Annotated in this window: 23 protein-coding genes; 9 read left to right on the top strand and 14 right to left on the bottom strand. The window is 64.4% G+C overall.

Going from position 1 to position 26345, the window contains the following annotated elements:
- Positions 1–10: 10 nt before the first annotated feature.
- From aroF to INF37_RS12255, 3 genes are all read right to left on the bottom strand, one after another.
- Positions 11–1024 (bottom strand): 3-deoxy-7-phosphoheptulonate synthase, encoded by a 1014-nt coding sequence (gene aroF / locus INF37_RS12265; RefSeq protein ID WP_101691653.1) that lies wholly within the window; start codon positions 1022–1024, stop codon positions 11–13.
- A gap of 321 nt (positions 1025–1345) precedes the next feature.
- Complete coding sequence (locus tag INF37_RS12260) at positions 1346–1573, bottom strand: helix-turn-helix domain-containing protein (RefSeq protein ID WP_328821077.1); 228 nt, start codon at positions 1571–1573, stop codon at positions 1346–1348.
- Positions 1574–1588: 15 nt separating this feature from the next.
- A complete protein-coding gene (locus INF37_RS12255) occupies positions 1589–1831 on the bottom strand; it encodes a helix-turn-helix domain-containing protein (RefSeq protein ID WP_193538587.1) in 243 nt (80 codons plus the stop codon).
- A 91-nt stretch (positions 1832–1922) separates the two neighbouring features.
- On the opposite strand from INF37_RS12255, the gene INF37_RS12250 reads away from it, so the two are divergent.
- Positions 1923–2171: a hypothetical protein gene (locus INF37_RS12250; RefSeq protein ID WP_101691650.1), complete on the top strand. Its 249-nt coding sequence runs from the start codon at positions 1923–1925 to the stop codon at positions 2169–2171.
- Between the two features lie 84 nt (positions 2172–2255).
- On the opposite strand, the gene proS is transcribed toward INF37_RS12250, so the two are convergent.
- Together proS and INF37_RS12240 are read right to left on the bottom strand one after the other, a co-directional pair.
- Entirely contained in the window at positions 2256–3695 is a 1440-nt protein-coding gene (gene proS / locus INF37_RS12245; RefSeq protein ID WP_101691649.1) for a proline--tRNA ligase, read from the bottom strand.
- A 142-nt stretch (positions 3696–3837) separates the two neighbouring features.
- The gene (locus INF37_RS12240; RefSeq protein ID WP_193538585.1) at positions 3838–6153 is read right to left on the bottom strand and encodes an S-layer homology domain-containing protein; all 2316 of its coding nucleotides are present in this window, start codon (positions 6151–6153) and stop codon (positions 3838–3840) included.
- A gap of 261 nt (positions 6154–6414) precedes the next feature.
- On the opposite strand from INF37_RS12240, the gene INF37_RS12235 reads away from it, so the two are divergent.
- Complete coding sequence (locus INF37_RS12235) at positions 6415–8667, top strand: bifunctional diguanylate cyclase/phosphodiesterase (RefSeq protein WP_193538583.1); 2253 nt, start codon at positions 6415–6417, stop codon at positions 8665–8667.
- A gap of 50 nt (positions 8668–8717) precedes the next feature.
- Here INF37_RS12235 and INF37_RS12230 read toward each other — a convergent pair whose 3' ends face one another.
- The 4 genes from INF37_RS12230 to hemW form a co-directional block, all read right to left on the bottom strand.
- Positions 8718–9524: a Cof-type HAD-IIB family hydrolase gene (locus INF37_RS12230; protein ID WP_193538581.1), complete on the bottom strand. Its 807-nt coding sequence runs from the start codon at positions 9522–9524 to the stop codon at positions 8718–8720.
- Between the two features lie 32 nt (positions 9525–9556).
- Positions 9557–10045, bottom strand: a complete 489-nt coding sequence (locus INF37_RS12225) for a TraX family protein (protein WP_215654309.1) — start codon at positions 10043–10045, stop codon at positions 9557–9559.
- Positions 10046–10268: 223 nt separating this feature from the next.
- Positions 10269–13361 carry a phosphodiester glycosidase family protein gene (locus tag INF37_RS12220; protein WP_193538577.1) on the bottom strand — a complete coding sequence of 1031 codons (3093 nt, stop codon included), beginning with the start codon at positions 13359–13361 and terminating at the stop codon, positions 10269–10271.
- Positions 13362–13542: 181 nt separating this feature from the next.
- A complete protein-coding gene (hemW, locus tag INF37_RS12215) occupies positions 13543–14754 on the bottom strand; it encodes a radical SAM family heme chaperone HemW (protein ID WP_186963517.1) in 1212 nt (403 codons plus the stop codon).
- A gap of 197 nt (positions 14755–14951) precedes the next feature.
- On the opposite strand from hemW, the gene INF37_RS12210 reads away from it, so the two are divergent.
- From INF37_RS12210 to INF37_RS12195, 4 genes are read left to right on the top strand one after another with little or no spacing between them, the layout of a single operon-like run.
- The gene (locus INF37_RS12210; protein ID WP_193538575.1) at positions 14952–15896 is read left to right on the top strand and encodes an RluA family pseudouridine synthase; all 945 of its coding nucleotides are present in this window, start codon (positions 14952–14954) and stop codon (positions 15894–15896) included.
- Between the two features lie 37 nt (positions 15897–15933).
- The gene (mutY, locus tag INF37_RS12205; RefSeq protein WP_193538573.1) at positions 15934–16983 is read left to right on the top strand and encodes an A/G-specific adenine glycosylase; all 1050 of its coding nucleotides are present in this window, start codon (positions 15934–15936) and stop codon (positions 16981–16983) included.
- Positions 16984–17006: 23 nt separating this feature from the next.
- Positions 17007–18371, top strand: coding sequence for an aldehyde dehydrogenase (locus tag INF37_RS12200; protein WP_193538572.1), 1365 nt, complete (start codon positions 17007–17009; stop codon positions 18369–18371).
- 45 nt (positions 18372–18416) lie between these two features.
- The gene (locus INF37_RS12195; protein WP_101691638.1) at positions 18417–18986 is read left to right on the top strand and encodes a thymidine kinase; all 570 of its coding nucleotides are present in this window, start codon (positions 18417–18419) and stop codon (positions 18984–18986) included.
- On the opposite strand, the gene INF37_RS12190 is transcribed toward INF37_RS12195, so the two are convergent.
- Entirely contained in the window at positions 18972–19154 is a 183-nt protein-coding gene (locus tag INF37_RS12190; protein ID WP_101691637.1) for a hypothetical protein, read from the bottom strand. The genes INF37_RS12195 and INF37_RS12190 overlap by 15 nt on opposite strands.
- Positions 19155–19233: 79 nt before the next feature.
- Between INF37_RS12190 and INF37_RS12185 the strand changes: the two genes are divergently transcribed.
- From INF37_RS12185 to INF37_RS12175, 3 genes are all read left to right on the top strand, one after another.
- Complete coding sequence (locus INF37_RS12185; protein ID WP_101691636.1) at positions 19234–19449, top strand: helix-turn-helix domain-containing protein; 216 nt, start codon at positions 19234–19236, stop codon at positions 19447–19449.
- A gap of 16 nt (positions 19450–19465) precedes the next feature.
- Entirely contained in the window at positions 19466–20356 is an 891-nt protein-coding gene (locus INF37_RS12180) for a 4Fe-4S cluster-binding domain-containing protein (RefSeq protein WP_193538570.1), read from the top strand.
- A gap of 66 nt (positions 20357–20422) precedes the next feature.
- Positions 20423–21841, top strand: coding sequence for an MATE family efflux transporter (locus tag INF37_RS12175; protein WP_101691634.1), 1419 nt, complete (start codon positions 20423–20425; stop codon positions 21839–21841).
- A 330-nt stretch (positions 21842–22171) separates the two neighbouring features.
- Here the strand turns inward: INF37_RS12175 and INF37_RS12170 are convergent, their stop codons facing one another.
- Genes INF37_RS12170 through recG form a run of 4 tightly spaced genes read right to left on the bottom strand, consistent with a single transcriptional unit; the run spans position 22172 to position 26184 of the window.
- A complete protein-coding gene (locus INF37_RS12170) occupies positions 22172–23125 on the bottom strand; it encodes a D-2-hydroxyacid dehydrogenase (RefSeq protein WP_186963524.1) in 954 nt (317 codons plus the stop codon).
- A 48-nt stretch (positions 23126–23173) separates the two neighbouring features.
- Positions 23174–23557 carry a C-GCAxxG-C-C family protein gene (locus INF37_RS12165; protein WP_193538567.1) on the bottom strand — a complete coding sequence of 128 codons (384 nt, stop codon included), beginning with the start codon at positions 23555–23557 and terminating at the stop codon, positions 23174–23176.
- 29 nt (positions 23558–23586) lie between these two features.
- Positions 23587–24045, bottom strand: coding sequence for a GNAT family N-acetyltransferase (locus INF37_RS12160; RefSeq protein ID WP_101691631.1), 459 nt, complete (start codon positions 24043–24045; stop codon positions 23587–23589).
- A 48-nt stretch (positions 24046–24093) separates the two neighbouring features.
- Entirely contained in the window at positions 24094–26184 is a 2091-nt protein-coding gene (gene recG / locus INF37_RS12155; protein WP_193538565.1) for an ATP-dependent DNA helicase RecG, read from the bottom strand.
- Between the last annotated feature and the right edge of the window lie 161 nt (positions 26185–26345).

Raw genomic sequence — 26345 nt, 5'->3', positions numbered from 1 at the left:
CGCTCCTCTCTCAGTTCTGGCCCTCACGCCAGGCGCGCAGGCTCTCCACCTTCTTCATGAGGGTGTCGAACTTCTCGGGGGTGAGGGACTGCTGTCCGTCGCACTTGGCGTGGGCGGGATCGTTGTGGACCTCCACGATGAGGCCGTCGGCCCCAATGGCGGTGGCGGCCAGGGCCAGGGGCTCCACCATCCAGTACATGCCCGCCGCATGGGAGGGGTCCACGATGATGGGCAGGTGGCTCATCTGCCGGATGGCGGGGATGGCGGAGAGGTCCAGGGTGTTGCGGGTGTAGGTCTCAAAGGTACGCACGCCCCGCTCGCAGAGGATGACGTTCTCATTGCCGGCGGCCATGATGTACTCGGCGGACATGATCCACTCCTCGTAGGTGTTGGCCAGGCCCCGCTTCAGGAGGACGGGCTTGGAGAGCTTGCCCACCTCCTTGAGCAGGTCGAAGTTCTGCATGTTCCGGGCGCCGATCTGCACCAGGTCCACCTTCTCCTCGAAGAGCTCGGCATACCGGGGGGCCATGATCTCAGAGACGATGGGCAGTCCGGTGGCCGCCTTGGCCTCCAGCAGGAGGTCCAGGCCGCTCTCCCCCATGCCCTGGAAGGAGTAGGGGGAGGTGCGGGGCTTGAAGGCGCCGCCCCGGAGCATGGCCGCGCCGGAGGCCTTCACGTCCCGGGCGATGGAGGTGACCTGCTCGGCGCTCTCCACCGAGCAGGGCCCGGCGATGACGGCGAAGTGGCCCCCGCCGATCTTCACGCCCTGCACGTCCACCACGCTGTCCTCGGGATGGAACTTCCGGTTGGCTTTCTTATAGGGCTCCTGCACCCGCATGACCCGCTCCACGTGGGGATTGATGGAGATCTTGTCCATGTCCACGGCGGTGGTGTCGCCCACCAGGCCCAGGATGCTGCATCCCACGCCGTTGGTGATGCCCACCTGGAGGCCCATCTCCTCAAAGCTGTGGGCCAGGGCCTGGATCTCCTGCTGCTGCGTGCCGGGTTTCATTACGACTACCATAGTATTTCCATCCTTTCTATATCCGGGTCCTTCCGGCCCGTACACCTGTGCTTTACATAACAAAAGGCGCTCATTGATGAACTCAATGAGCGCCCACAAATTGCGGCAAAGAATAGACCTTCGGCAGGTCCCCCACTCATCTCATCCCTCTTATTTCCCCATGCCAAAAAAGCCGGCGCCCATAAATCGGGCCCAGCCAAAGGAAACAAAATAGGATGCAGTTGTGAGGGGCTGCTGTCTCATGGTTACTTCCTCACTTTAACAGGTTGAGGTCATTATAACCCCATTTTTCCGGAAATGCAACACGGAATTTTTCTCCCGCTACTCCCTCCGGCGAGGGTAAGGCCTTTGCTCGTCGGTCAGCCCCAGGAGATAGTCCACGCTGGTCTTGTGGAACTGGGCCAGCTTCTGCAAAATCTCCGTGGGGATATCCACATCCCCACGCTCATAGTTGCTGTAAATGCGCTGACTACAATTGAGGATCTCAGCCAGCTCTCTCTGGGATAGGTCTTTATCTTCTCTCAGATCTCGTATACGTGCATACGCCACAGCTCCCATCTCTCCTTAGCTCTTCCGGCGGGGGTAAGGCCTTTGCTCGTCGGTCAGCCCCAGGAGATAGTCCACGCTGGTTCCGTAAAACTGAGCCAGTGCAGCTACCACTTCCAGCGGATAGTTCAGGGTACCCGTCTCATACTGGGAATAGGTATTCTGTTTGATGTGGAGCACCTCCGCAATCTCCTGCTGCGTCAGATCCCGGTCGATCCTCAGATTTCGGATGCGCTCATAGCGCAGTGGTTCTATTCTCATAATAAAATCACCCACGCCATCTTAGAATATCTGATTTTCAGATATTGCTTTTTATCTGAAAACCAGATATTCTAAGCATGAGGTGATTTCATTGGATTTATACAAAGAGATCCTGATCCACGCACTGGCACAAGAGCGAATCGAGGTGCGCTTTCCCGAGCTGAAGCTGGACGCACAGACGCTGGTGGAATCGGTCTGCTACCGCGCCCTGGAGGAGATCCGCGCCATTCTTCGGGACGATACGCTCTCCGATCCGGCTTGCTTCCACAGGATCGAGGCCATCGTCACCACACTGGAGTCCATCGGCAGTCACGGCGGCGACCGGCATGATTTCGGCTGACAGGAACCCCCGCTCTCCATACAGCAAACGAGGGCCGTCCCGGTGGGACGGCCCTCGTTCCATATCTCGCTTACCGTTTTGTATTTAGTACGCCACGCCCCAGTACACCATGTGCTTGGCGGGCTTGCCGCAGATGGGGCACACATCGCCCAGGTGCTCCTGCTCCAGGGGGATGCAGCGGGAGGAGACGCCGGCCTCTTCCTTCATCTTGAGCTCGCACTCCAGATCGCCGCACCACATGGTCTTGGCGAAGCCGCCCTGGCTGGCCATCTTCTCCTTGACCTCCTCCAGGGAAGAGCAGGCGTAGGTGTTGTCCTCCAGGTTCTTCTTGGCCTTGTCGAAGAGACCCTGCTGCACCGCGTCCAGCATGGTCTTGACGGTCTCCTCGATGTTGTCCAGGGACACAAAGCTCTTCTCGCCGTTGTCCCGGCGGGCCAGCACGCACTGGTTCTTCTCCATGTCCTTGGGGCCCATCTCCAGGCGCAGGGGCACGCCCTTCATCTCGTACTCGGCAAACTTCCAGCCGGCGGACTGCTCGGAGGCGTCCATCTTCACCCGGATGCCGGCGGCCTTCAGGCGGTTCATGACGGCCTCGTTGGCCTCCAGAACACCCTCCTTGTGCTGGGCCACGGGGATGATGATGACCTGGGTGGGGGCGATGCGGGGGGGCAGGACCAGACCGTTGTTGTCGCCGTGGGTCATGATGACGCCGCCGATCAGGCGGGTGGACACGCCCCAGGAGGTCTGGAAGGGATGGTGGGGCTTGTTGTCCTTGCCGGTGAAGGTGATGTCAAAGGCGGTGGCAAAGCCGTCCCCGAAGTAGTGGGAGGTACCGGCCTGAAGGGCCTTCTTGTCGTGCATCATGCACTCCACGGTGTAGGTGGCCTCAGCGCCGGAGAACTTCTCCTTGTCGGTCTTGCGGCCCTTCACCACGGGCATGGCCAGGTAGTTCTCGCAGAAGTCGGCGTAGATGTTGAACATGCGCTCGGTCTCGGCGATGGCCTCCTCGGCGGTGGCGTGCATGGTGTGGCCCTCCTGCCACAGGAACTCCCGGTGGCGCAGGAAGGGGCGGGAGGTCTTCTCCCAGCGCAGGACGGAGCACCACTGGTTGTAGAGCTTGGGCAGGTCCCGGTGGGAGTGGATGATGTTGGCATAGTGCTCGCAGAACAGGGTCTCCGAGGTGGGCCGGATGCAGTAGCGCTCCTCCAGCTTCTCCGAGCCGCCGTAGGTCACCCAGGCGCACTCAGGGGCAAAGCCCTCCACGTGGTCCTTCTCCTTCTGGAGCAGGCTCTCGGGGATCAGCATGGGGAGATACACGTTCTCATGTCCGGTCTCCTTGAACTTCTCGTCCAGGATCTTCTGAAAGTTCTCCCAGATGGCGTAGCCGTAGGGCCGGAGGATGAACATACCCTTGATGGAGGAGTAGTCGATGAGCTCCGCCTTCTTGCACACGTCGGTGAACCACTTGGCGAAGTCCACCTCCATATCGGTGATCTGCTCCACCTGCTTTTTGTCCTGTGCCATATTTTTTCTCAATCCTTTTTTGTCAGTTTGGTGTCGGTTCTCTTCATTTTATTCACTTCTTCCCCAAAAGTCAAGGCGCACCTGGGGAAAAGACGCGGCCCGCGGGGGCTGTAAGCCCGCGGGCCGCCATGCAAGCTGTGTTTTAGGTCCGGATGACCAGCGTGGCCCGGAAGGTCAGGCCGTCATAGGAGCCGTAAATGGTCACGTTCTGGTTGGTCTCGAACTGCCGCAGGGAGAGCTCTCCCCCCGTCACGGAGAGGAGCTGGGCATCGGAGACATCCACGGTGATAACACTCTGGTCCTCGCCCCGCCGCTGAATGAGCATCTCCTCGCTGGTGCTGTTCACATAGAGCACGGTGCCGTCGATCTGGTTGGAGGAGACGGCGCTCTTGTCCACCTCGATGGAGAGGATCTGGTCCCCGTCCAGCACCATGGCGATCTGATAGCCCGGCTTGAGGGAGTCGATGGACACGGCCTTGCCGTCCTGGGTCACCGACACCCCGGCGCTCACCCGGTAGGAGGCGGTCCCCCCATTGGAGAGGGCCACCTCGATGAGGGTGCCGCTGGTGTCCATGGTCACCTTCTGGATGATGCCGCTGGCGTTGGCGCTCTGGGGCGTGGCGTCGATGGAGCTGACCTCCTGGTAGCGCACGGTGACCACCACCGAGTCGCCGTTTTTCAGCCGGTCGATGGAGCTGCGCGCGTCGTTGCGGTAGACCTCCGGGGGATCGGTCAGGTCGATGTCAAAGGTGAGGACCTGTCCGTCGGCGCGGGTGACCTCCATCACCATGGGAGAGCCGTAGGTGATGGACGTGATGACGCCCTCCTCGGTGGAGGAGCCGGGATAGGCCAGGACCTCGGCGGCCTCGGTGCCCGAGAGGCGCAGGGTCACATAGGCGTTCTTCTCCAGCTTGGAGAGGGTGGTGGCCTTGCCGTCATAGGTGATGACCGCGCCGCTGGCCACCGTGTAGGTCACGCTCTTCCCGCTCTTGAACTCGTTGATGGTGAGCTTGCCGGGGGTCTGGGAGTAGCTCACGCTGCGGATGGAGCCCTGTACATAGTCGGAGGCGGTATCCACATTCAGGGCGGAGACGGTGGAAACCTCGTCGTTGGAGACCCGCAGGGTCACATAGTCTCCCACATGTCCGGTGCTCAGTTTGCCCACCGCGCCGTTAATGGTGACCCCCGCTCCGGAGGGCACGGTATAGCGGGTCTTCACCCCGCTCATGCTGGTGACCTGTACCGTGTAGGACCCGTCGCTGTTGCTCTTCACCTCGGAGAGCAGGCCATTTTCCTGCCGGGTGCCGCCGGTGAGGCGCAGGGCGGCCAGATGGCCCTGGGCATCCACCATGCACTCGGCCCGGGCATAGCCCGCCCCGTCGTCCAGCAGCTCCACGCCGCCGGTGCCGTTGCCCACCTGCACTTCGGTAAAGCGGTCGGCCCGGAAATCGCGCACGCCGCTGCCGGTCTGCACGGTGACGGTATGTCCCTCCATATCCGACACGCTGCCCGACAGCGTCTCCAGCGCGCCGCTGACCCAAACGGCGGTGGGGGTGCCGCTGCTGTTGAGCTTCACCCGGGCATAGGAGCCGTTTTTCAGGGCGCCGCCGGTGGACTTCATATTGTTCTCATAGATGGTGACCCCGGCGGGGAGGGTGAGGGTGCGCGCGCCGCTCAGGGGGCTCTGGATGGTGAGGACGGTGGTCCCGCCGCTGCTCACCGAGGTGGAGGTGATGGTGCCGCCCACCCAGTCATAGGTGGTGTAGTCGGCCAGCTCCACCGTGATGCCCTTCTCCTTCATAAAGTCCATGGCACGGCGCATCAGAGAGGTCATCGAGGCACGGTTCACGCTGCTCTTGGGGAGGAAGCGGTTGAGCTCGTCCCCCTTGAGGATGCCGTAGTCGGTGAGGAGATACACATAGGGCCGCAGGTCCCGGGAGATACTGTCCTGGTCGGCAAAGGTCAGCTCGTACTCGGTCAGGCTCTCGGCCGCGCCGTCGATCTGCATGGCCCGGGCCAGGTAGAGGGCCACCTTCTCCCGGTGGATGGCGTTGAGCAGCCCGCTCCCGTTGGCCAGGGCCTTGAGCTCGGCGCTCGTAATGATCCCGGTCTCCAGGCACACCGCCAGATCGGGGGCCGCCCAGGTGAGCATATCGGCGGGCACGATCTCCTTCAGGGTATCCTCCCAGGCCTGGGCGATCTTGGTCTTGGTGGCGCTGTCGACGCCGGTCACCCGGGCACAGAAGAGCAGGGCCTCCACCGCGCTCATGGCGGCGTCGGGCTTGAAGGTCCCGTCGTTATATCCGCTGACCAGCCCCAGGGAGGAGAGATATTCCACATCGGCCTTGGCCCAGTGGCCGTTCAGATCGGTAAAGGTCGCCGCCGCCGCGGGCGCTGCGCTCAGACTCACCGTCATGGTCAGGGCCAGGGCTGCGGAGAGCCATCTTGTTCCTTTCATTCCATACACCTCCGGAAAATGACGTTGGGATGTTTCCAATCATCAGACGCATTTCAGCAGGGAAAGTTCCACTTATTTCAAATTATATCCGCTCTCCATATAAAAAGCAACCTGCCCGGGTCATTTTGTCCAAAAGGCCGCTCCTTCGACCGGAAAATACACGGTTGCGGCCGCCTATCTTCCTGTGATAAAATAAAATGCATATGTAACCACTTTGCGGTGCAAAAAAACCACCTCATCCTATGGATCAGGAGGCTGTATATGAAGGATATTTCCGACAAATCCCGGACCTGGACCGCTGCCGCGCTGGTGCTGGTCTGTCTGGCCGTGATCGGATGTGCTACGGCCTATACGCTGCGTGTACTCCACCTGATGCGCTCGGATACCGACCAGTATCTCCTGGAAAATGCGAAGAACGCCGTTCTCACGGTGACCAGCCGGGTCGAAGAGGATTTTTATAACCTGAACCTGGCGGCCGAGACCTGCGCCAACCTGCCCGATCGGGAGAATCGGCTGACCCACCTGCGCAATCTGGCCGGTGGGCAGACCCTGGACAAGCTGGCGCTGGCCGAGCCGGACGGGACGCTCTACCTCACCAACGGCAATTCGTTTTCCATGGCGGGCAACTCCATTGTGGAGCAGGCCCTCCAGGGCTCTGAAGTACTGGAGATCAGCCCGGAATTCTCCCTGGAAAACCAAACAGAGTATCTGGTGTACGCCGTGCCCATCGTAGGCCACGACAATTCCATTCTGGGTGCTCTCATCTGGCGGGACACCCAGCGGTTTGTGACCCGCTGGTTCCCCCAGAACCAGTCCGACCGCATCACCATTGTAGAGTCTGACGGCTCCATCATTCTCTCGGAGCAGTGTGGCGAAAATGTCTTTGACCTTCTCTCCCGCACCGTGCCCGAGCGGGACTGTTCTCTGGATCAGCTTCGCTCCGACCTCTCCGAGGGCCGCCAGGGCATCTTTTACTATCACAACACGGTGGAGGAGGCGGCCATCACCTACTTCCCCCTTCCGTTCGGGAACTGGTTTTTGCTGCTGCGTACGCCGCTGGAGAGCATGAACCGCTCCCTCTCCCAGGCCATGCTGCTGGGCATCCTTCTGTGCTTCCTGCTGGGGGCGGCCTTCCTGCTGTTCCTGTACTTTTTCCTCCGGGCGCAGCAGCGGCATACCCAGCTGCTGGAGCAGCTGGCCTTCTCCGATCCCGTCACCGGGGGTGACAATGCCCTGCGCTTCTCCATGCGGGTGGAAAAGATCCTCCCGGAGGCCCCTCCCGCCTCCTATGTCCTGGTCAGCGCGGATATCCAGGCCTTTGGTCTGGTCAACCGGATCTTTGGAGAGAGCGCGGGGGACCGGGTCCTCTCCCACCTGTGCCGCTCCTTCCAGGACCGCCTCCAGCCCGGAGAGCTGGTGGCCCGGGACACCCAGGATCAATTCCTTCTCCTCCTTCACGCGGACCTTCCCGCCGCGCTGGAGGCCCGGCTGGAGGAGATGGCACGCCATGTCAACCGCTTCAACGAGCACACCCCCACCCCCTACTATCTCCATCTCACCATCGGTCTGTGTCTGGTTAACGATCCATCCCATCCCCTCTCCGATCTGTTGGACCAGGCCAACCTGGCCCGGAAGCGTGCCCGGCAGCACTCCACAGACAAGCTCTCCACCTGTGCCTGGTACCGTCCGGAGGACCAGGAGCAGCGCCTGCGGGAGCAGAACATCTGCAATCAGATGGAGCGCGCGCTGGAGAACGGCGATTTCAAGATCTATCTCCAGCCCAAATTCTCCCTGGCCGGCCGCCGGGTGGTGGGGGCGGAGGCCCTGGTCCGCTGGCAGGACGGGGAGCAGGCCTTTTTCCGCCCGGACTCCTTTATCCCGTACTTTGAGCGCAACGGTTTCATCACCCGGCTGGACCGGTATATGTTTGAGCAGAGCTGTATCCAGCTGCGCCAGTGGCTGGACGCCGGGCTGAAGCCGGTGCCCATCTCGGTGAACTTCTCCCGGGCCAACCTGGCCGTGGGCACTCTGGCCGCCTATCAGGCCATCCAGGAGCGCTACGGCGTGCCCCCCTCCCTGTTGGAGTTTGAGCTCACCGAGACCATGATGGGGGAGAATCCCACCTTCTTCTCCGAGGTGGTGGAGGCCATGCATCAGATGGGCTTCCAGTGCTCCATCGACGACTTCGGCAGCGGCTACTCCACCCTCTATATGCTCCAGCAGGTCCAGGTGGACACCATCAAGCTGGACAAATCCCTCTTTGACGGGCTGCGTTCCCAGCCGGAATGTCCCCGCACCGCCATTGTGGTGGAGGCCGTCCTTCAGCTGGCCCGCCGCCTTGGCCTCAAGACGGTGGCCGAGGGGATCTCCACCCAGGAGCAGCTGGAATTTCTCAAGCACTATCCCTGCGACATGGTACAGGGATATTACTTCTCCCACCCCCTCCCTGCGGAGGAGTTCTGCCGGCGGTTCCTCCGCCCGGCCGACGCTCCGCCGGAAGTGGAAGCACCGTAAGCAAGCGGCCCGGGACGGTTTTTCCGTCCCGGGCCCTTTCTGTTTTCTCCTCAATTTTCTTCCAGCAGGCGGTCAATGGCCCTTGCCACACCGTCTTCCCGGTTGCTGGCGGTGATCCGGCGCGCCAGGGCGCGGATGGCCTCGGTGGCATTTCCCATGGCGATGGGCATTCCCACCGCCGTCAGCATGCCCCGGTCGTTGTCACTGTCCCCGATGGCGGCGCACTCCTCCAGCGCGATCCCCAGCCCTTCGGCCAGGGCGGCCAGTCCGGTCCCCTTGTCCACACCGGCGGGGACGATCTCAAAATTATAGGGCGCCGAGGAGGTCAGCTCCACATCGGCATACTCTCCCAGCTCCGCCAGCAGGGGCGGGAAGGTCTCCGGCGCACCCTGGGCATAGATCTTGCTCAGGGGCAGCCCCTCCCGCTCCAGGACGGCGCCGGGGCTTCCCTCCACCCGCTTGCACCGGTGGAACCCGGCGCTGGGATAGGTGCGGAAGATCTCATCCCCCTTGGGATTGACCAGCAGCTCCTCCCCGGCGAAGAGCATAAGGCCCAGCTCCTCCCGCTCCAGCCGCTCCACCAGGGCCAATCCGGTCTCCCGGGGCATGTCCCACCGGCGGGTGTTGCGCCGCAGAGCCAGATCGGCCAGGGCCGCGCCCCCCTGGCAGACCAGCACGCGGTCGCACCCGGCCTGGTCGGCCACATCCTCCGACTCCTGCCAGGAGCGGCCGGTGCACAGCACGACCTTCATCCCCGCCGCCCGGGCCCGGGCGATAGCCTCCCGATTGGCGGGACTCACCCGGCCGTCCGGACCGATCAGGGTCCCGTCAATATCCAGTGCGATGAGCCGATACATACCCCACGTCTCCTTTTCTCCGCTCCGTGCACTCAGGCTACGGCCAGCGCCAGCAGGCCGATCACCCAGAGATGCAGCGGGTAGAATCCATAAAACAGATATTTGGACGCCGCTGTTTTGGGTCCACGCTCCCCATTATAGAGCATCAGAAAGGGAATCGCCAGAACAAAGAGGAAATCGGAATTATATCCCAGCATGACCAGCGTCTCAAACCGGGTCGGATAGGGCACATAGGACAGCGCCAGCAGCACGGCCGAGCCGGCCAGCCACAGCCCGTTGCGCAGAGCGACCCGGTCCCGCAGGACGTAGGCCGTGAGCATAAAGGGCAGGACTATGATCCCTCCCTCTGCCAGAACGGCCCCCAGGACCAGGACGGCGGCCACACCGCCGATACACAGGACCTTTTTCCCCCGGTGTGGGGTGTTCCTCCCCTGCTCCAGGATGTTCAGCATCAAAACGCCCAGCGCCAGTGTGAAGAAGATGTTATTGGATATATACAGCCCCTTCGAAGCGCCCAGCATGTGATAGAGCGCATTTCCCGCCGCAGCGCGCAGCAGGGCCGATTGTAACAGGTCCGGTCATGCTCCGTCAACACACCCAAGGGAATCCATCGCTTTTCTTTATGAAAACGTAAGATATTCTCTTTTACCACGAAAAACTGCCGCTCCCCGGAGTGTTCCGGAGAGCGGCAGTTTTGCTTCAGCTTCTCATGTTGGCGGCCTGATCCCACCCGGTCGGGAGGGCTCAGCGCATGGTATAGAGCATGGTGGCCACTTCGCCGCGGGTGATGGACTGGTTGGGATTGAGCTTGTTGCCGTATCCCGACACCACGCCCTGGCCCACCAGGATGCGGACATAGTCCAGGGCCCAGGCGGGCACGTCTCCCGCGTCGGCCGCGGTGAGGGCGGGGGCCTCATACCCCTTGGCCTGGGTCCGGCCCAGAATGGTCATGACCTCCACACGGCTGATGTTGGCATTGGCGTTCAGGTAGAGCTTTCCGCCGCTCTCGCTGCCGCTGAGGATGCCCAGGCTGTACATGGCCTTGATCTCTCCCAGGGCCCAGGCGGGCGCCTGATCGGCGTCGGCAAAGGGCAGCTCCACATCGGCGTACTGCTCCAGATCCAGGTCCAGCCAGCGGGCCACCAGGGCGAAGAACTCGCCACGGGTGATGTTCCGGTCGGGGGCAAAGGTGAGGGGCTCGCCCGGTGCCCCGGTGCCGGAGGTCACGCCGGTGTCATAGAGGTAGGTGGCATACTTGGCCGCCCAGTGTCCCGTCATATCGGTAAAGACATTGGCATGCGCTGCGTCGGGGGCGATGTCTGCCGAGGCCCGGGCCAGATTGCCGCTGGCGTCGCTGGCGGTCACGGTGACCCGGTGGGCCTTCCCATCCGAGGCGGGCAGGGTGGCACTCAGGCTGTTGGTGCTCTCGTTCCAGGTCACCTCCAGGGGCGTGCCGTCATAGGTGGCCTCCACATTTTTGGCGTAAATGGTCTTATCCACATCGTCGGTGACGGTGGCGGTGAGCTGGCTGCCCGAGACCTTTACCGTCACATTGGGTGCGGCATTGTCCTCCATCTGCTGGTTGGCGGTGGTCAGCTGGTCCACCCAGATGGTGCCCTGGCTCTGCGCTCCGCCGCCGTAGATGATGTTCAGTCCGCTCAGCGCGGTAGCGCCCTGCGGCAGCTCCACCGAGATCTTCTTCCAGCCGGTGAAGTCCAGTCCGGTGAGAACCACAGGCTCCACCGCGGCTCCCTCGCCGCTGCCCACGGTCACGCTGGCGGTCAGGCTGTTGCCCGAGCCGTCGCCGTAGACCCACAGGTCCAGTCTGCGCTCCCCGTCGGTGATGGGCAGGTTCACGCTCAGGGCGGCGGTGCCGTTCTGGGCGGCGTCATAGTCCAGACGCACGCTCTGGCGGCCAAAGCACACGTGCTCCAGTCCGGTCTCGGGGGCGGCGGTGACGGTCTCGCCGCTCACAAAGGCGGACAGGTCGCCCTCACAGTTCTCCAGGGGCAGGATGTGTCCGGCCACGCTGACGGGGATGCTCACGCTCTTCCCGCCGGCGCTCACGGTGAGGGTGCCGCTGGCTCCCTCGCTCCCGGCGGTAAAGACGCCGTTGGGGTCCACGCTGCCCACCGCCGGATCACAGGTCCAGGTGTAGCTGCTGTCCTGGGAGACCAGGGAGAGCTTCCGGTAGACCGCGTCGGCCTTCAGGTTGACCTGCTCTCTGGGCGCCACATTGAGGGAGGTCACAGACTTTCCGCTGCTCTCATTCCTCAGGGAGATGGAGTCGGGGGTCTTGACCACCGTCATGGTGGCGCTTCCCTCCGCGCCGCCGCCGCTGGCGGTGACCTGGGTGGTGCCGCTCTCACTGCCGGCGGTAAAGAGGCCGTCTGTGGTGACCAGTCCGTCCCCATTCTGGATGAAATAGCTCACCGGTGTGGTGTCGCTCATGGGGTAGTAGGCGGTGTCCAGGGCCTGGGCGGAGAGCTGGATGCTGCTGCCCGCCAGGAGCATAGCGTCGCTGGGGGTCACATAGTAGGAGCCCAGGACTCCGGTGGCCGTCAGGGTGGTGGTGAGGAAAATGGCGGTGCTGTTGGCCCGCTGGGAGCCGCCCGAGGGCTTGTTCACCACGCCCAGGGTGCTCTCGCCGGGATAGGTGGCGCCCAGGGTGGTGGAGCCGCCGCCGTCCAGAGCCACTGCCTCCACGCAGCCCAGCTCGATCAGGCGCATGGCCACCTGCTCCAGCGTCGCGCCCACGCTGTACCCGGACTGGTCCCCGTCAATGGTGTAGAAGACGACGCTGCCGTCTGCCTTCAGACCGATGGCGGTGCGGGCCCGGCGGGTCTTGGCGTTGGGGTCGTTGATGAAGCTGGCGTAGTCCACCTGTCCGGCGTTCACCAGGCGGCTGGGGGCGCCGGTGGCCTCCACCGCCTCGGTCCAGCGGGTGTCGCTGGTGGCAAAGTCCACCTCCACCGTGTCCCCGGCCTTGAGGGCCTTGAGGGGGGCGGTGGCCGCCTCGCCGCTCTTATTGTTGACCGTCAGGACATATTTCCCGCTGGGGATGGCGATGGAAGAGTTGGATTCCAGCACCTGGTCCACGGTGAAGGTCATGCGGCTCATGACCGCGGGGGCCTCCCGCCGGGTGAGGACCGCTCCGTCCTCCCGGGTGACGGTCTCGCCCACTCCGTCCAGCACCGGGGTGAGGATCACGTCCACGCCCGCGCTGGTGTTGTTGGTGGTGCTGCCGAAATCACTGTTGAGGAGCACATACCCGCCCGTATCGCTGCGCACTTTATTGAGGCCGCCGGCGATGTTGTAGGTCTGGCCCCCGAAGTTGGCCCGGACGGCGATCTTGGGCTGGCCGATGAAGGCCGTCCCGTCCTCCCGGAAGCCGATGCCGTAGTACCAGGAGCCGCCCCCCTGGGAGCTGTCGGCCGACGGGGTGGAGCGCAGGATGCCGTCGGTGATGATGACCCCCTCGGGCGCTCCGGTGGAGAAGGAGTAGTAGCCCCCGTTGATGCCGCCGACCACCCGTTTGCCCTGACTCTCCAGGGTCTTGGCCATGGTGGTGAGGGTCTCCCGGCTGGTGATGCTCTTGCCGTAGGCCATGGTGGGCCGCACGTCGGCGTTGGGGGTATAGGTCAGATAGTTCTCGGTGCGCAGGTCGGAATAGGTGTCGCTCCAGAAGATCTGGAAGTCCACGCCCGTCCCGGGAGAGAGTCCCACGCTGCCGCTGTGGATGTCATGTCCCAGCGCCACCGACGCAGAGGCCGCGGTACTCCCCACCATGACCAGGGCCATGGCCGCGGCGGCGGCGCGCTTGCTCCAAATGCTCATGTACAAAAAACCTCCTTGGCTGTTCACAGCCGGTCCAATCCCGATTCCTCACCAGCCGGAGAGACCCTCTCCGGCCAGGAAAAGGCGCCCGGGCAAACCGCTCCGGGCGCGCCAATACTTTGTTATGTTAACACATCGCCGCTCATTTGTAAACCGAAAGCCGTCTTTCTCCCCGATTTTCTCAGGATTGGCCCGGTTCCGTGTCCCGGACGTTCCGGCGCAGGCGGGGAAGCAGGGTGTCCAGGGCCGCCTTCTCCTGGATCTCCAGCAGGGCGCCGATGAGCTGGTTGGACACCAGGAACCCCTGGGGCGTAAAGTACCACCGCCGGTCCTGCCGGGCGGCCCAGCCCCGGCGCTCGTACTCCTCCAGCTTCTGCTCGATGGGGTCGAAGTTCATAAAATACTCCCGCCGGTACTCCCACTCCTCGATGCCCCGGGTGGTGCGCAGTCGGAGCATCAGATACTCCCCGCCCCGCTCCCGCTGGGGGATGAGCTCGGACTCGTCCACGATGTTCCCGCCGTGGAGCACCCCCTCGATATAGGCGTCCAGGTCCCGCACGAAGGAGTAGCGCCGTCCTCCGAAGTCGGAGTGGGCCCCCGGCCCGAAGCCGATGTAGGGCCGTCCCATCCAGTATTTCAGGTTGTGCCGGGACTGGAAGCCGGGCCGGGCGAAATTGGAGATCTCATACTGCTTGTATCCGGCCTTGGCCAGCCGCTCCACCATCCACAGGTACATGTCGGCCTGCATGTCGTCGTCGGGGAGGATCTCCCCCCGCTCCACCCGGGTGTAGAGGGGTGTCCCCTCCTCCACCTTCAGGCCGTAGCAGGAGAGGTGCTCCGGCTCCAGGGCCAGGGCGCTCTCCACGCTCTCCTTCCAGGCCTCCATGCTCTGGTGGGGCAGGCCGTAGATGAAATCCAGGCTCACATTTTTGATCTTGGCCTCCCGGGCGGCCTGGACCGCGGCCTTGGCCTGGGCAAAGGTGTGGGGCCGGTGGAGCCCCTCCAGGTCCCGGTCGCAGCAGGACTGCACCCCCAGGGATATGCGGTTGACCCCCGCCCGGCGCAGGCGGCAGAGCATCTTCTTCTCCACGCTGTCGGGATTACACTCCACGGTGACCTCGGCGTCCCGGGCCACGTCAAACCGGCGGCAGACCTCGCCCAGCAGCTCCCGCAGGCGCTTCTCGCCGTAGTAGCTGGGGGTGCCTCCGCCAAAATAGATGGTATCGACCTGATGGCCTCGGGCCAGAGGGGCCGTCTCCCGGATGTGGGCGATCAGCGCCTTCTGATAGTCGTCCATCCGCCCCTCCCGTCCGGCCAGGGAGTAAAAGTCGCAGTAGTCACATTTGCTGCGGCAGAAGGGGATGTGGATATAGATTCCGAGTTTTCCAGCCATACAGGTACACCTTCCGATCAGGGTCTTTCTATTCTCTATATTTTTTTATTATACCCTGTTTCTCCCCAGTTGAAAAGCGTTTCCAGCTTCTTCCGTATCCGGCAGGGCGGCGGCCTTGACTTTTCCGCCCCCCCTGCTATACTTCATATACCCGCTCCCGCCCGGCCGGGAGCCCTTTGCACACAGGAGGAATCGGCATGGAAGATCATTCTCCCCGGCGGCTCACCCTCACCGTCTCCCCCGCCCAGGAGGGGAGCACCGTGGACACCCTGCTGCGGCGGACTCTGGGCCTGTCAGGCACCTCGGTGAAGCGGGCCAAGCGCGTGCCCGGCGGCATCCAGCTGGACGGCGTCTCCGTCTTTGTCACGGTCCGGGCCCGCTCCGGGCAGCAGCTCTCCGTCCTGGTGGGGGACACCGAGGCGGATGAGACCCTCGTCCCCACCCCCGGGCCCCTGGACATCCGCTATGAGGACGCGGATATTCTCCTCCTCAACAAGGCCCCCGGGGTGGCGGTCCACCCCAGTCCGGACCACTTTGACCATACGCTGGGTAATTTTGTGGCCTATTATTACAAAACGTCGGGGCAGATCGCCCGGTTTCGCCCGGTCAACCGGCTGGACCGGGGGACCTCTGGCCTCATGTGCGTGGCCAAGCACGCCCACGCCCACGAGCTTCTCAAGGAGCAGCTCCACACTCCCGCCTTCCGCCGGGTCTACCTGGCCGTGTGCGAGGGGTGCCCCCCATCCGACCGGGGACTGGTGGATGCCCCCATCGGCCGGGCGGAGGACTCCCTCCTCCGGCGGGAGGTCCGCCCCGACGGCGCCCCCGCCCGCACCCGGTATGAGGTGCTCTCCCGGGGCGCGGGGCGGAGCCTGGTGCGCCTGGAGCTGGAGACCGGGCGCACCCACCAGATCCGGCTCCACATGGCCCACCTGGGCTGTCCGCTGACGGGGGACTTTCTCTACGGCCGGGAGGAGCCCCACCTCATCCCCCGTCCCGCCCTCCACTCCTGGCTTCTCTCCCTGCGCCACCCCATCACCGGGGACGTGCTGGAACGGACGGCCCCCCTGCCCCCGGACCTGCTCCGCCTGCTGGAGATTTCTTCCCTCTCTCCCTCTCTTGAAGGCCCGGAGCGGGTATGATAGAATAAGGGGCAAACTCTTTCCCCGGAGGACAATCGTGAATCAACTTGAACAGCTTCCCATCCCTCTGCTCCAGTGGTTTCAGGAGCACGCCCGGGTGCTCCCCTGGCGCAGCGATCCCACCCCCTACCACGTGTGGATCTCGGAGATCATGCTCCAGCAGACCCGGGTAGCGGCGGTACTGGACTACTACCGCCGTTTTCTGGACGCCCTCCCCACCGTGGCCCATCTGGCCGCCGTGGAGGAGGATACCCTTCTCAAGCTCTGGCAAGGACTGGGCTACTATAACCGGGCCCGCAACCTCCAGAAGGCCGCCCGGCAGATCATGGAGGAGTTCGGCGGGGTCTTTCCCGCCTCCTACGAGGAGATCCTCTCCCTGGCCGGGGTAGGGGAGTATACGGCGGGGGCCATTTCCTCCATCGCCTTCGGCATCCCGGTCCCCGCGGTGGACGGCAATGTTCTGCGGGTGGTGGCCCGGATCACCGGTGACCGGGGGGACATTCTGAACGCCGCTACCAAGGCCCGGATCCGCGCCGCCCTGCTGGAGACCATGCCCAAACAGTTCCCGGGTGCCTACAACCAGGCCCTCATGGAGCTGGGCGCCCTGGTGTGCCTGCCCAACGGCGCGCCCCTGTGCGAGCAGTGCCCCGCCGCTTCCTTCTGTACCGCCTATCAGGAGGGGCTCACCGGCGAGCTCCCGGTCAAGGCCCCCAAGAAGGCCCGCCGGGTGGAGAAACGGACCGTGTTTCTCCTCTTCCACGGCGGCAGGGTGGCCCTCCGCCGCCGCCCCAAGCGGGGCCTGCTGGCGGGACTCTGGGAGTACCCCAACGAGGTGGAGGCCGGCCCCGCCGCCCTGGAGGCCTGGGGCGTCACCCCCCGCACGCTGGAAGCGGGGGGCGCTGGAAAGCACATCTTCTCCCACATCGAGTGGCACATGCATGCCCTGTTGGCCGAGACGGCGGACGACACCCTCCCCGACGGCTGGGTCTGGGCCGACGGGCGGGAGCTGGAGGAGGTCTATGCCATCCCCAACGCCTTCCAGGCCTTCTCAGATACCGTATCCGCCCGGCTGCGTTCCTCCCTCTGACATCACACACCAAAGGAGCGACTATGAATTTTACCGCCTTGATCGCCGCCCAGCGGCGCTACTTCAACGAGGGCCTGACCCGGAGCATCTCCTTCCGCCGGGAAATGCTCCTGCGCCTGAAACGGGGCCTGGAAAAACATGAGGATGCCCTCCTCTCCGCTCTGGAGCAGGACCTGGGCAAGTCCCGCTTTGAGGCCTACGAGACCGAGCTGGGCATCGTCCGCTCCGAGCTCCGGGACGCCTGGAAGCACCTGGAGAAATGGGCCCGCCCCCGCCGGGTGCCCACCCCCCTCTCCCAGTTCCCTGCCGTCAGCCGGGTCTACCGGGAGCCCTTCGGGGTGGCCCTCATCCTCTCGCCCTGGAACTACCCTCTCCAACTCACCCTGGTTCCCCTCATCTCCGCTCTGGCGGCGGGGTGTACCGCGGTGGTGAAGCCCTCGGCCTATGCCCCCGCCACCTCCCAGGCGGTGGCCGACCTGCTGGGGGAGGTCTTTGAGGAGCGCTATGTGGCCTGCGTCCAGGGCGGACGGGCCGAGAACGCCGCCCTGCTGGAGGAGCACTTTGACTTCATCTTCTTCACCGGCAGCACCGAGGTGGGGCGCACCGTCATGGCCGCCGCCGCCCGGCATCTGACCCCGGTGGCCCTGGAGCTGGGGGGCAAGTCCCCCGTCATTCTGGCCCACGACGCCGATCTGGACCTGGCGGCCCGGCGCATCGTGTGGGGCAAGTTCCTCAACGCGGGCCAGACCTGTGTGGCCCCCGACCATGTTTGGGTCTCCGCCGAGGCCAGGGACTTTTTTGTGGAGAAGCTCAAGACCTGTATCACCCGCTTTTACGGGGAGCGGCCCCTGGAGAGCCCCGACCTTCCCCGCATCATCAACGACAAGCACTTTGAGCGTCTGCTGGGCCTCTTAAAGTCGGGAACCACCGCCTGCGGCGGCGCCTGGGACGCCTCTTCCCGGCGCATCGAGCCCACCGTCCTGGTGGACGTCACCGAGGACATGCCGGTCATGGGGGAGGAGATCTTCGGCCCCATCCTGCCGGTGCTCACCTATGAGGATCTGGACGAGCTCGTCCTCCACCTGCAGAGCAAGCCCCGGCCCCTGGCCCTGTACCTCTTCACCCGCAACCACTACCGGATGGACCGCATCAGCGCCCTGCTCCCCTTCGGCGGCGGATGCGTCAACGATACCATCGTCCACCTGGCCAACGGAAACCTGCCCTTCGGCGGCATCGGGGAGAGCGGCATGGGCCGCTGCCACGGGGAGTGGGGCTACCGCACCTTCTCCCACGAGAAGGGCATCCTGCGCAAGTTCTCACTGGACATTCCGGTGCGCTACCCGCCCCACAAGGGCAAGAGCCTGAGCACGCTCAAGAAACTCATGTGACCATATCAGAACCTATACAGAGAAAAACGGGGGAATGGAACGACCATGGCAAAGCTGTATTTTCGCTACGGCGTGATGGGGTCCAGCAAGACCGCCAACGCCCTGATGGTGCGCTATAATTACGAGGAGCGGGGGCAGGACGCCCTCCTGGTCAAGCCTGAGCTGGACCAGCGGGACGGGGCCCGCTTCGTGGCCTCCCGGGCGGGACTGAGCCATCCGTGCATCTATTTTACCGACCTGATGAAAAAGACCCCGGAGGAGCTCAAGGCCTACGCCTGTATCATTGTAGACGAGGCCCAGTTCCTCACCCGGGAGGAGGTGCGCTACCTCACCGACCTGGTGGATGAGCAGAACATCCCGGTCATCTGCTACGGCCTGCGGGCCGACTTCAAGGGGGACCTCTTCCCCGGCTCTCAGGAGCTGCTCTCCTGCGCCGACATCATCGAGGAGATCAAGACCATCTGCTGGTGCGGCAAAAAGGCCACCTGCAACGCCCGCTTTGACGAGCACGGCAACGTCCTCAAGGAGGGCGAACAGGTGGTGCTGGGGGCCAACGACCGGTACATCGGCCTGTGCCGCAAGCACTGGAAAGAGGGCAATCTAGGGCCGAAGTAACTCCCCGGCGGTGCTCTCCAGCATGAGGAGTACCCCCAGCCGGAATCCCTCTTCAAAGGCGTAGCGGCTGTGTCCGGCCACGGGGTTGTCCCGCAGCTCCTCCGGCCAGCGCTCCGGCTTGGGATAGCCCACAAAATAGTCGTAGAGTAAGTTAATCATCAGCGACATATTTATCCCTCCACAATATACAGTCAACTGTGTATTGTGATTTTAACACACAGTTAACTGTGCGTCAAGGAGGCCGCATATGTTTTCACAGCGGATTCGTCAGCTCCGCCAGGAACGGGGACTGACGCAGACTGAAGTGGCAGAGGAAGTTCACCTCTCCATGCGGGGATATCAGGACCTGGAATTGGGCCGAAAGCCAAAATATGATACCCTCCTCCACATCGCGGATTTTTACGGCGTGTCAGTGGACTGGCTGATGGGCCGCACCCCGCGCCGGGAGGTCTGGAAGGAATGAGAAAGGAAGGACCGCCATGATCTGCAATCTCTGTCCCCGGAAGTGCGCCGCCCTGCGCACCGACACCCGCGGGGAGGGACGCTGCGGCATGCCCTCCCTTCCCGTGGTGGCCCGGGCCGCCCTCCACCAGTGGGAGGAGCCGCCCCTCTCGGGCACCCGTGGGGCGGGCACCGTCTTTTTCTCGGGCTGCCCGCTGGGGTGTGTGTTCTGCCAGAACGAGTCCATCAGCCACGAGAACTTCGGCCGCCCCATCTCGGTGGAGCGGCTGCGCGCCATCTTTCAGGAGCTCATCGGCCAGGGTGCCCACAACATCGACCTGGTGAATCCCACCCACTTTGCCCACGCGGTGCTCCAGGCCCTGGAGGAGCCCCTGCCCGTGCCGGTGGTGTGGAACTCGGGGGGGTATGACGCGCCGGAGACCCTCCGCGCCCTGGAGGGGAAGGTGGACATCTACCTCCCCGACCTCAAGTACCTCCGCCCCGAGACGGCGGCGCGCTACTCCGACGCCCTCGACTATCCGGAGGTGGCCTGTGCCGCCATTCTGGAGATGTACCGCCAGACCGGCCCCTGTGTCTATGACGAAGAGGGCCTGCTCCGGCGGGGGGTCATCATCCGCCATCTGGTCCTCCCGGGGCGGCTCAGTGAGGCCAAGGCCGTCATGGACTGGGTGGCCGAGCACTTTGAACCCGGTCAGGTCCTCTTCTCCCTCATGAGTCAGTACATCCCCTGGGGCCGGGCGGCGGAGTTCCCCGAGATCAACCGGAAGCTGCGCCCCTCTGAGGCCCGCAGCGCCCGGCAGTACATGGATGCCCTGGGTCTTTCGGGCTTTACCCAGGAGGACTCCTCCGCTGCGAGTACCTTCATCCCCTCCTTCGATCTCATCGGGGTGGAGAAGCCTGCCCTCTGATTTTCCCGCAATTTCCGAAAACGTTTCGTATATTCGACTTTATTTTCAACTGTTAGGAGTGAATTTATGGCCCTGAGTCGTTTTGGCTCCAACCCGCGTATGAAGGTCATGTGGCATCTCTCTTGGCCTGCCATCATCGAGCAGGTGCTGGCCACCATGGTCAGCTATGTGGACACCGCCATGGTGGGCGTGCTGGGCGCGGCGGCCACCGCCTCGGTCTCGGTGAACGCCTCCTCCATCTGGCTCATCAACGGCATTCTGGCCGGGATCGGGGTGGGCTATTCGGTGCAGGTCTCCAACGCCATCGGCGCGGAGGACGACGCGCGGGCCCGGCGCATCATCCGGCAGGGCATCCTGGCCACGGTGGTATGTGGTATGGCCGCCCTGCTTCTCTTCCAGCTGCTGGCCCCCTTCATTCCGGTCTGGCTGGGCGCGGAGCCCTCTGTCCGTCCCACCGCCACCGCCTATCTGCGCTGGTACACCCTCTGTATGCCCTTCGCCGCGGCCAGTGCCATTTTCTCGGCCATCCTGCGCTGCATGGGCAACACCAAGACCCCGCTGATCTTCAACTTCTCGGCCAACCTCATCAACCTGATCCTCAACTTCTTCCTCATCTATGAGACGCGCACCGTCACCGTGGGCGGATTCTCCCTCACGGTCCCCGGTGCGGGACTGGGGGTGGCCGGAGCGGCCATTGCCTCGGCGGTGGCCTGGGCCTTTGCCGGGTCCATGCTGCTCTACGTGGGCATCCGCCAGGGCCCCCGCTTCCAGGTCCGGTTCCGGGAGGGCTTCCGGCCCGACAGCAGCATCATCCAGATGGCCCTCCACCTGGGCCTCCCCTCCGCCCTGGAGCGTGCCACCATCAACCTGGGCCAGATCGTCATGACCGCCCTGGTGGCCTCCATCGGCACGGTGGCCCTGGCGGCCAACCAGATCGCCACCACCGCCGAGGGCCTGTGCTATCTCCCGGCCTACGGCATCTCCTACGCCAGTGTGGCCCTGGTGGGCCAGTCGGTGGGGGCCCGCTCGGCGGAGAACGCCCGGGCCTACGGCTCCCTCTCAGCCAAGGTGGCCCTGGTGCTCTGCACCGGCCTGGCCGTCCTGCTCTTCCTCTTCGCCCCGGCCCTGGCCTCCCTCTTCAACTCCGATCCCCAGGTGGTGGAGCAGTCCGCCCTGATGCTGCGCATCGTCTGCTTCGCTGAGCCCTTCTTCGCCCTGTCCATCGTGCTCTCCAGCAACCTGCGGGGCGCCCACGATGTGCGCTACCCCATGGTGGTGGGGCTCATCTGCATGTGGGGCGTGCGCATCGTCCTGGCCCCCATTCTGGTGATCTACGGCAAGCTGGGCCTGGCCGGCGTGTGGATCGCCATGAGCGTGGACCTGATCCTCCGGGGCATCCTGTGCACCCACCGCTGGCACAGCGGAAAGTGGGTCCACATCGCCGGACTGGACGCCCAGCCCGCGGTCCACACCACGCCCTCCTGATGTGGATAAAAAGAAAAAACACCGCCCGTCTCCTGTTGTGAAGAGACGAGCGGTCTGGCTGTCGATAACGTGTATTTCTGCGCTTTGTGCTGCAAGCGCCTCGCAGAGTTCCGCCGTCCGCAGACGGCGGAAGAAGGTCAAATCGTGTTTTCCGGCGGCATGTACGTCGGAAAACACACTTCTCAGGCCACAAGTGTGCGAGCGAAAGCGAGTGCGCGCAGCGGCCTGTATCCCCTCGAAAAAATGCTTGCATTTTTGAGAAGCGTGTCGAAGTTTTTCGACACGCTAACTGCCCGTCTCCTGCTGCACAGGAGGAGACGGGCGGTATTTTTATTTCATCCGGTTGCGGAGCGGTTCTCCGGCCAGATAGCGGCGCAGGTTGTCCAGTGCGATTTCCACCAGCCGGTCCCGGATGGCGGGAAGGTGATCGCCCCCCGCCACGTGGGGGGTGATGAGGCAGTGCTCGGCCCGCCACAGGGGATGGTCCTCGGGCAGGGGCTCCGGGGAAGTCACATCCAGGCCGGCCCCCCAGAGGTGTCCCTCCTCCAGGGCCTGGGCCAGGGCGTCGCAGTCCACGGCGCTCCCCCGTCCGGCGTTGAGGAGGATGGCGTCCTCCTTCATCCGCCCGATGCGGGCCCGGTCCATGAGCCGGTCGGTCTCCGGGCTGTGGGGGAGGACCAGGGCCACCACGTCCGCCTTGGGCAGCCACTCGTCCAGCGCGGACAGGGGGTGCATCTCGTCGATGCCCTCCGCCCCCCGCTCGGGGGAGCGGCGCAGGCCCACGGTATGTGCCCCCATCCCCTTGACCAGTCGGGCAAAGGCGGAGCCGATGTCCCCGGTGCCCGCCACCAGTACGGTGGCTCCCGCCAGCGTCTTGACCTCTCCCAGCGGTGCCCAGCAGTGCCGGTTCTGGGTGTCCCGGTACTGGTGCAGGCGCTTGCACAGGGCCAGAAGGGTGGCGAACATATGCTCGGACACCGCCTGCCCGTAGGCCCCCACGGCGGAGGTGAGCATGGCCCCCTCCCGCAGCACCCCCTCCTTCAGATAGGGGTCCACCCCAGCGCTCCAGGTCTGGAGCCAGCGGAGCTGTCCGGCCTTTGCCACCCGGTCCGTGGGGGCACAGCCCAGAATGACGGTGGCCCGGGCATACTCCTCCTCGGGGGCCTCGGGGGAAAAGCGGGTGGCCGCCACCGGGCGGAAGATCTGTTCTACGCCGGGCGCGGCCGCTGCAAAGGCCGCGCGCTCCTCCCCGGTCAGGGGCAGAAAATTCAAAATCGTTTCCATGACGGGACCTCCTCCCTATGATGCGTCCTGATGGCGCAGGCGGGATATTTACTCTCCCAGCAGGTCCTGGAGGATCTCCACCGCGTCGTAGACCATCCGGTCGCAGTGGGGCTTGCGCTCCTCGCCGTTCTCCTTGGCCCGCTGAAGGAGCCCCGCGCAGTCCAGCGCCTGGTTCTTCTCCCGGAAGCGGCGCAGCAACTCCCGGCTCTCGGCCTCTCCCTTTCCGGCCATACCCAGCACCATGAGCGCGCCGGTCACGGCCCCGCAGGTGGAACCGTGGCGCATCCCGGCACCGAAGTGGGCCCCCAGCTGGAAGGCGGCCTTCTCGTCCAGGCCGCACTGATCTGCAAAGGGCAGGAGCACCGCCTGGGCGCAGTTATAATGTACGTTGGTATCGCCCCGCAGCGCGCGGCAGGCTTCCATTCGATCCATACAATGATTCTCCTTTTCTCACAATTGGCTTAGGCCTGGAGGTCGCCCTCCAGCACCATCTGGCGGTAGTCCAGGAACTGGAATCCCAGCCGCTGGTAGAGCCGGATGGCCCCCTCGTTCACGTCGGTGACCTCCAGACGGATGCGGGGGTAGTTGGGGTACTGCTCCTTCACCCAGCGGAACACGGCGGTGCCGTAGCCCTTGCCCCGGCAGGCGGGGGTGAAGTACATCTCCTCAAAAAAGACGCAGCGGCCTCCCACCTCGCCGGAGTAGCACTCGGTGAGGTAGGCATAGCCCACGGCCTGCCCGTCCTCCACCAGGAGCATGCCCCGGAGGAGGGGCTCAGCCGGGTCCACCGCGTCCCGGAAGGTGCGCTCCAGGACGGCGGGGTCGGTGTCGTGGTCCACGGCGGGACTCTGGTAAAAGGCCTGGACCATGGGCATGACCACATCGTGGTCAGCGGCGGTCATGGCGCGGATCTCAAACATATGGATTTCCTCCTGTGTGATCGTGATTTGAATTTGTTGTTCGGTCCATCAATTAAAGATGTCGGCGTGCTCGGTGAAGAGCCGCCGGATCTGCTCCTTCAGGGGCTGGTGCTCCGGCCGGTCCAGGGTGGGGTCCTCGGCCAGCAGAGCCTGGGCGGCTTCCTGGGCCTCCTTGAGCAGGCGGGTGTCCCCGGCCAGGTCGGCGATGCGCATCTGGGGCAGGCCGTGCTGCCGCTTGCCGAAGAAGTCACCGGGTCCCCGGAGCTTCAGGTCCTCCTCCGAGATGCGGAAACCGTCGGTGGTCTGGGTGAGGACTTTGAGCCGGGCACGGGTCTCCTGGTTCCGGTTGGAGGTGATGAGCACGCAGTAGGACTGGTGCTTTCCCCGGCCTACCCGGCCCCGGAGCTGGTGGAGCTGGGAGAGGCCGAACCGATCGGCGTTCTCCACAATGATGAGGGAGGCGTTGGGCACGTCCACCCCCACCTCGATGACGGTGGTGGAGACCAGCACATCCAGCGCGCCCCCCGCAAAGGCGGCCATGGCGGCCTCCTTCTCCCTGGGCTTGAGCCTGCCGTGGACAAAGCCCACCCGCAGGTCGGGAAAGACCCCCTCCTGGAGGTCCTTGGCGTAGGCAGTGACCGCCTTCAGGTCGGCAAAGCCGGGGGGCGGCTCCACCCCTTCGGGGGAGGGCTGGGCCTCCTCCACCGCGGGACAGACGATGTAGACCTGCCGCCCCTCGGCCACCTGCCGCCGGACGAACTGATACATACGCGCCCGCTTGTCCTCCCCCACCAGGAAGGTCTCCACCGGGGTGCGCCCCGGGGGGAGCTCATCGATGACGCTCACATCCAAATCCCCATAGATGATGAGGGCCAGGGTACGGGGGATGGGGGTGGCCGACATGACCAGCACATGGGGGGAGAGCCCGCCCCCCTTGGCCGCCAGGGCGGAGCGCTGCCCCACGCCGAAGCGGTGCTGCTCGTCGGTGATCACCAGGCCCAGCCGGGCAAAGTCCACCCCCGCGGAGAGGATGGCGTGGGTACCCACCAGCAGGTCGATCTCCCCGGCGGCCAGGGCGGCGCGGACCTTCTTCTTCTCACTGGCGCGCATGGAGCCGGTGAGAAGTCCCACCCGCAGACCCGCCGGTGCGAGCACCCCCGACAGGGTGCGGAAGTGCTGCTCGGCCAAAATCTCGGTGGGGGCCATCAGGGCGGCCTGCCACCCGGACTTCCAGGCCAGGAAGCAGCAGGCCGCCGCCACCATGGTCTTGCCCGAGCCCACATCGCCCTGGACCAGCCGGTTCATGGGGCGGCCCGAGGCGCAGTCCTCCGCTGCCTCCCGGATGGCCCGCTGCTGGGCCTGGGTGAGGGCGAAGGGAAGGAGCGCAAAAAAGGGCTCCAGGCTCTCCCGCTGGAAGGCAGGGCCGGACGCCCCCTCCCGCCGGGAGCGGAGAAAGGCCAGACCGCAGGAGAGGTAGAAGAGCTCCTCAAAGATGAGCCGCCGCCGGGCCAGATCCAGTGCCTCTTCGGAGACTGGAAAGTGGATGTTCTGGTAGGAGTAGCCGCAGGCGGCCAGGGCGTGCTCCTGCCGCACCCGGAAGGGGAGGATCTCGGGCATCTCCTGGGCGCAGTCCTGGGCGCACCGGAGGGTGAGCCCCGAGAGCAGGTTGTTGGAGATCCCCGCCGTCAGGGGGTAGATGGGCATGATCCGCCCGGTGAAGCGGGGGCGGTCCTCCGGCTCAAAGACCGGGTTGGTCATCCTCCGGCGGGGAGGCAGGCCCTCCACCATACCGTAGAAGATATAGCTCTCCCCGGGGACCAGGGCGTTTTTCACATAGCCCTGGTTGAAGAAGGTGATCTCCATGGAGCCATGGGCGTCCACCACCCGCACCTTGGTCAGCTCCAACCCCTTGCGGACGTAGGAGCGGCGGGGCGGCTCGGCCACCATGGCGGCCACGCACACGGGGAGCCCCACCGGGGCCGCCGCGATGGTATAGTGCTTCCGCCGGTCCTCATAGTCCCGGGGGAAATAGCGCAGCAGATCCTCCACGGTGGCCAGGCCCAGCTTCTCCAGCCGGGCCGCCCGCGCCTCCCCGATCCCGGGCAGCTCCCGCACGCCGGAGCCCAGGGTCAGTTCCATGCCGATCCCTCCTCTCCCCGGGCAATATCCTTTAGTTTACCACAAATCATCGGACAGCGGCAAGGCCGTCCCCGCCGCCGGAAGACTCTGGTGGTTTTTCCCAAGGGTTTCTTCCTTCGGGCACGGAATCCTGTCTCTTCTACCAAAAATGCAATTTTGAC

Origin of the sequence: Pseudoflavonifractor gallinarum (assembly GCF_014982855.1) — a bacterium.
Lineage (GTDB): Bacteria > Bacillota > Clostridia > Oscillospirales > Oscillospiraceae > Pseudoflavonifractor_A > Pseudoflavonifractor_A gallinarum.
The sequence above is the reverse complement of the archived record's forward strand: the minus strand, read 5'-3'. Positions and strand labels throughout refer to the sequence as shown.

Bases quoted from the DNA above. Each gene is read 5' to 3' on its own strand.
- aroF (WP_101691653.1), bottom strand. From the start codon at position 1,024: ATGGTAGTCGTAATGAAACCCGGCACGCAGCAGCAGGAGATCCAGGCC.
- INF37_RS12255 (WP_193538587.1), bottom strand. From the start codon at position 1,831: ATGAGAATAGAACCACTGCGCTATGAGCGCATCCGAAATCTGAGGATC.
- proS (WP_101691649.1), bottom strand. From the start codon at position 3,695: ATGGCACAGGACAAAAAGCAGGTGGAGCAGATCACCGATATGGAGGTG.
- INF37_RS12240 (WP_193538585.1), bottom strand. From the start codon at position 6,153: ATGAAAGGAACAAGATGGCTCTCCGCAGCCCTGGCCCTGACCATGACG.
- INF37_RS12235 (WP_193538583.1), top strand. From the start codon at position 6,415: ATGAAGGATATTTCCGACAAATCCCGGACCTGGACCGCTGCCGCGCTG.
- INF37_RS12230 (WP_193538581.1), bottom strand. From the start codon at position 9,524: ATGTATCGGCTCATCGCACTGGATATTGACGGGACCCTGATCGGTCCG.
- INF37_RS12225 (WP_215654309.1), bottom strand. From the start codon at position 10,045: ATGCTGGGCGCTTCGAAGGGGCTGTATATATCCAATAACATCTTCTTC.
- INF37_RS12220 (WP_193538577.1), bottom strand. From the start codon at position 13,361: ATGAGCATTTGGAGCAAGCGCGCCGCCGCCGCGGCCATGGCCCTGGTC.
- hemW (WP_186963517.1), bottom strand. From the start codon at position 14,754: ATGGCTGGAAAACTCGGAATCTATATCCACATCCCCTTCTGCCGCAGC.
- INF37_RS12210 (WP_193538575.1), top strand. From the start codon at position 14,952: ATGGAAGATCATTCTCCCCGGCGGCTCACCCTCACCGTCTCCCCCGCC.
- INF37_RS12200 (WP_193538572.1), top strand. From the start codon at position 17,007: ATGAATTTTACCGCCTTGATCGCCGCCCAGCGGCGCTACTTCAACGAG.
- INF37_RS12195 (WP_101691638.1), top strand. From the start codon at position 18,417: ATGGCAAAGCTGTATTTTCGCTACGGCGTGATGGGGTCCAGCAAGACC.
- INF37_RS12190 (WP_101691637.1), bottom strand. From the start codon at position 19,154: ATGTCGCTGATGATTAACTTACTCTACGACTATTTTGTGGGCTATCCC.
- INF37_RS12185 (WP_101691636.1), top strand. From the start codon at position 19,234: ATGTTTTCACAGCGGATTCGTCAGCTCCGCCAGGAACGGGGACTGACG.
- INF37_RS12180 (WP_193538570.1), top strand. From the start codon at position 19,466: ATGATCTGCAATCTCTGTCCCCGGAAGTGCGCCGCCCTGCGCACCGAC.
- INF37_RS12175 (WP_101691634.1), top strand. From the start codon at position 20,423: ATGGCCCTGAGTCGTTTTGGCTCCAACCCGCGTATGAAGGTCATGTGG.
- INF37_RS12170 (WP_186963524.1), bottom strand. From the start codon at position 23,125: ATGGAAACGATTTTGAATTTTCTGCCCCTGACCGGGGAGGAGCGCGCG.
- INF37_RS12165 (WP_193538567.1), bottom strand. From the start codon at position 23,557: ATGGATCGAATGGAAGCCTGCCGCGCGCTGCGGGGCGATACCAACGTA.
- INF37_RS12160 (WP_101691631.1), bottom strand. From the start codon at position 24,045: ATGTTTGAGATCCGCGCCATGACCGCCGCTGACCACGATGTGGTCATG.
- recG (WP_193538565.1), bottom strand. From the start codon at position 26,184: ATGGAACTGACCCTGGGCTCCGGCGTGCGGGAGCTGCCCGGGATCGGG.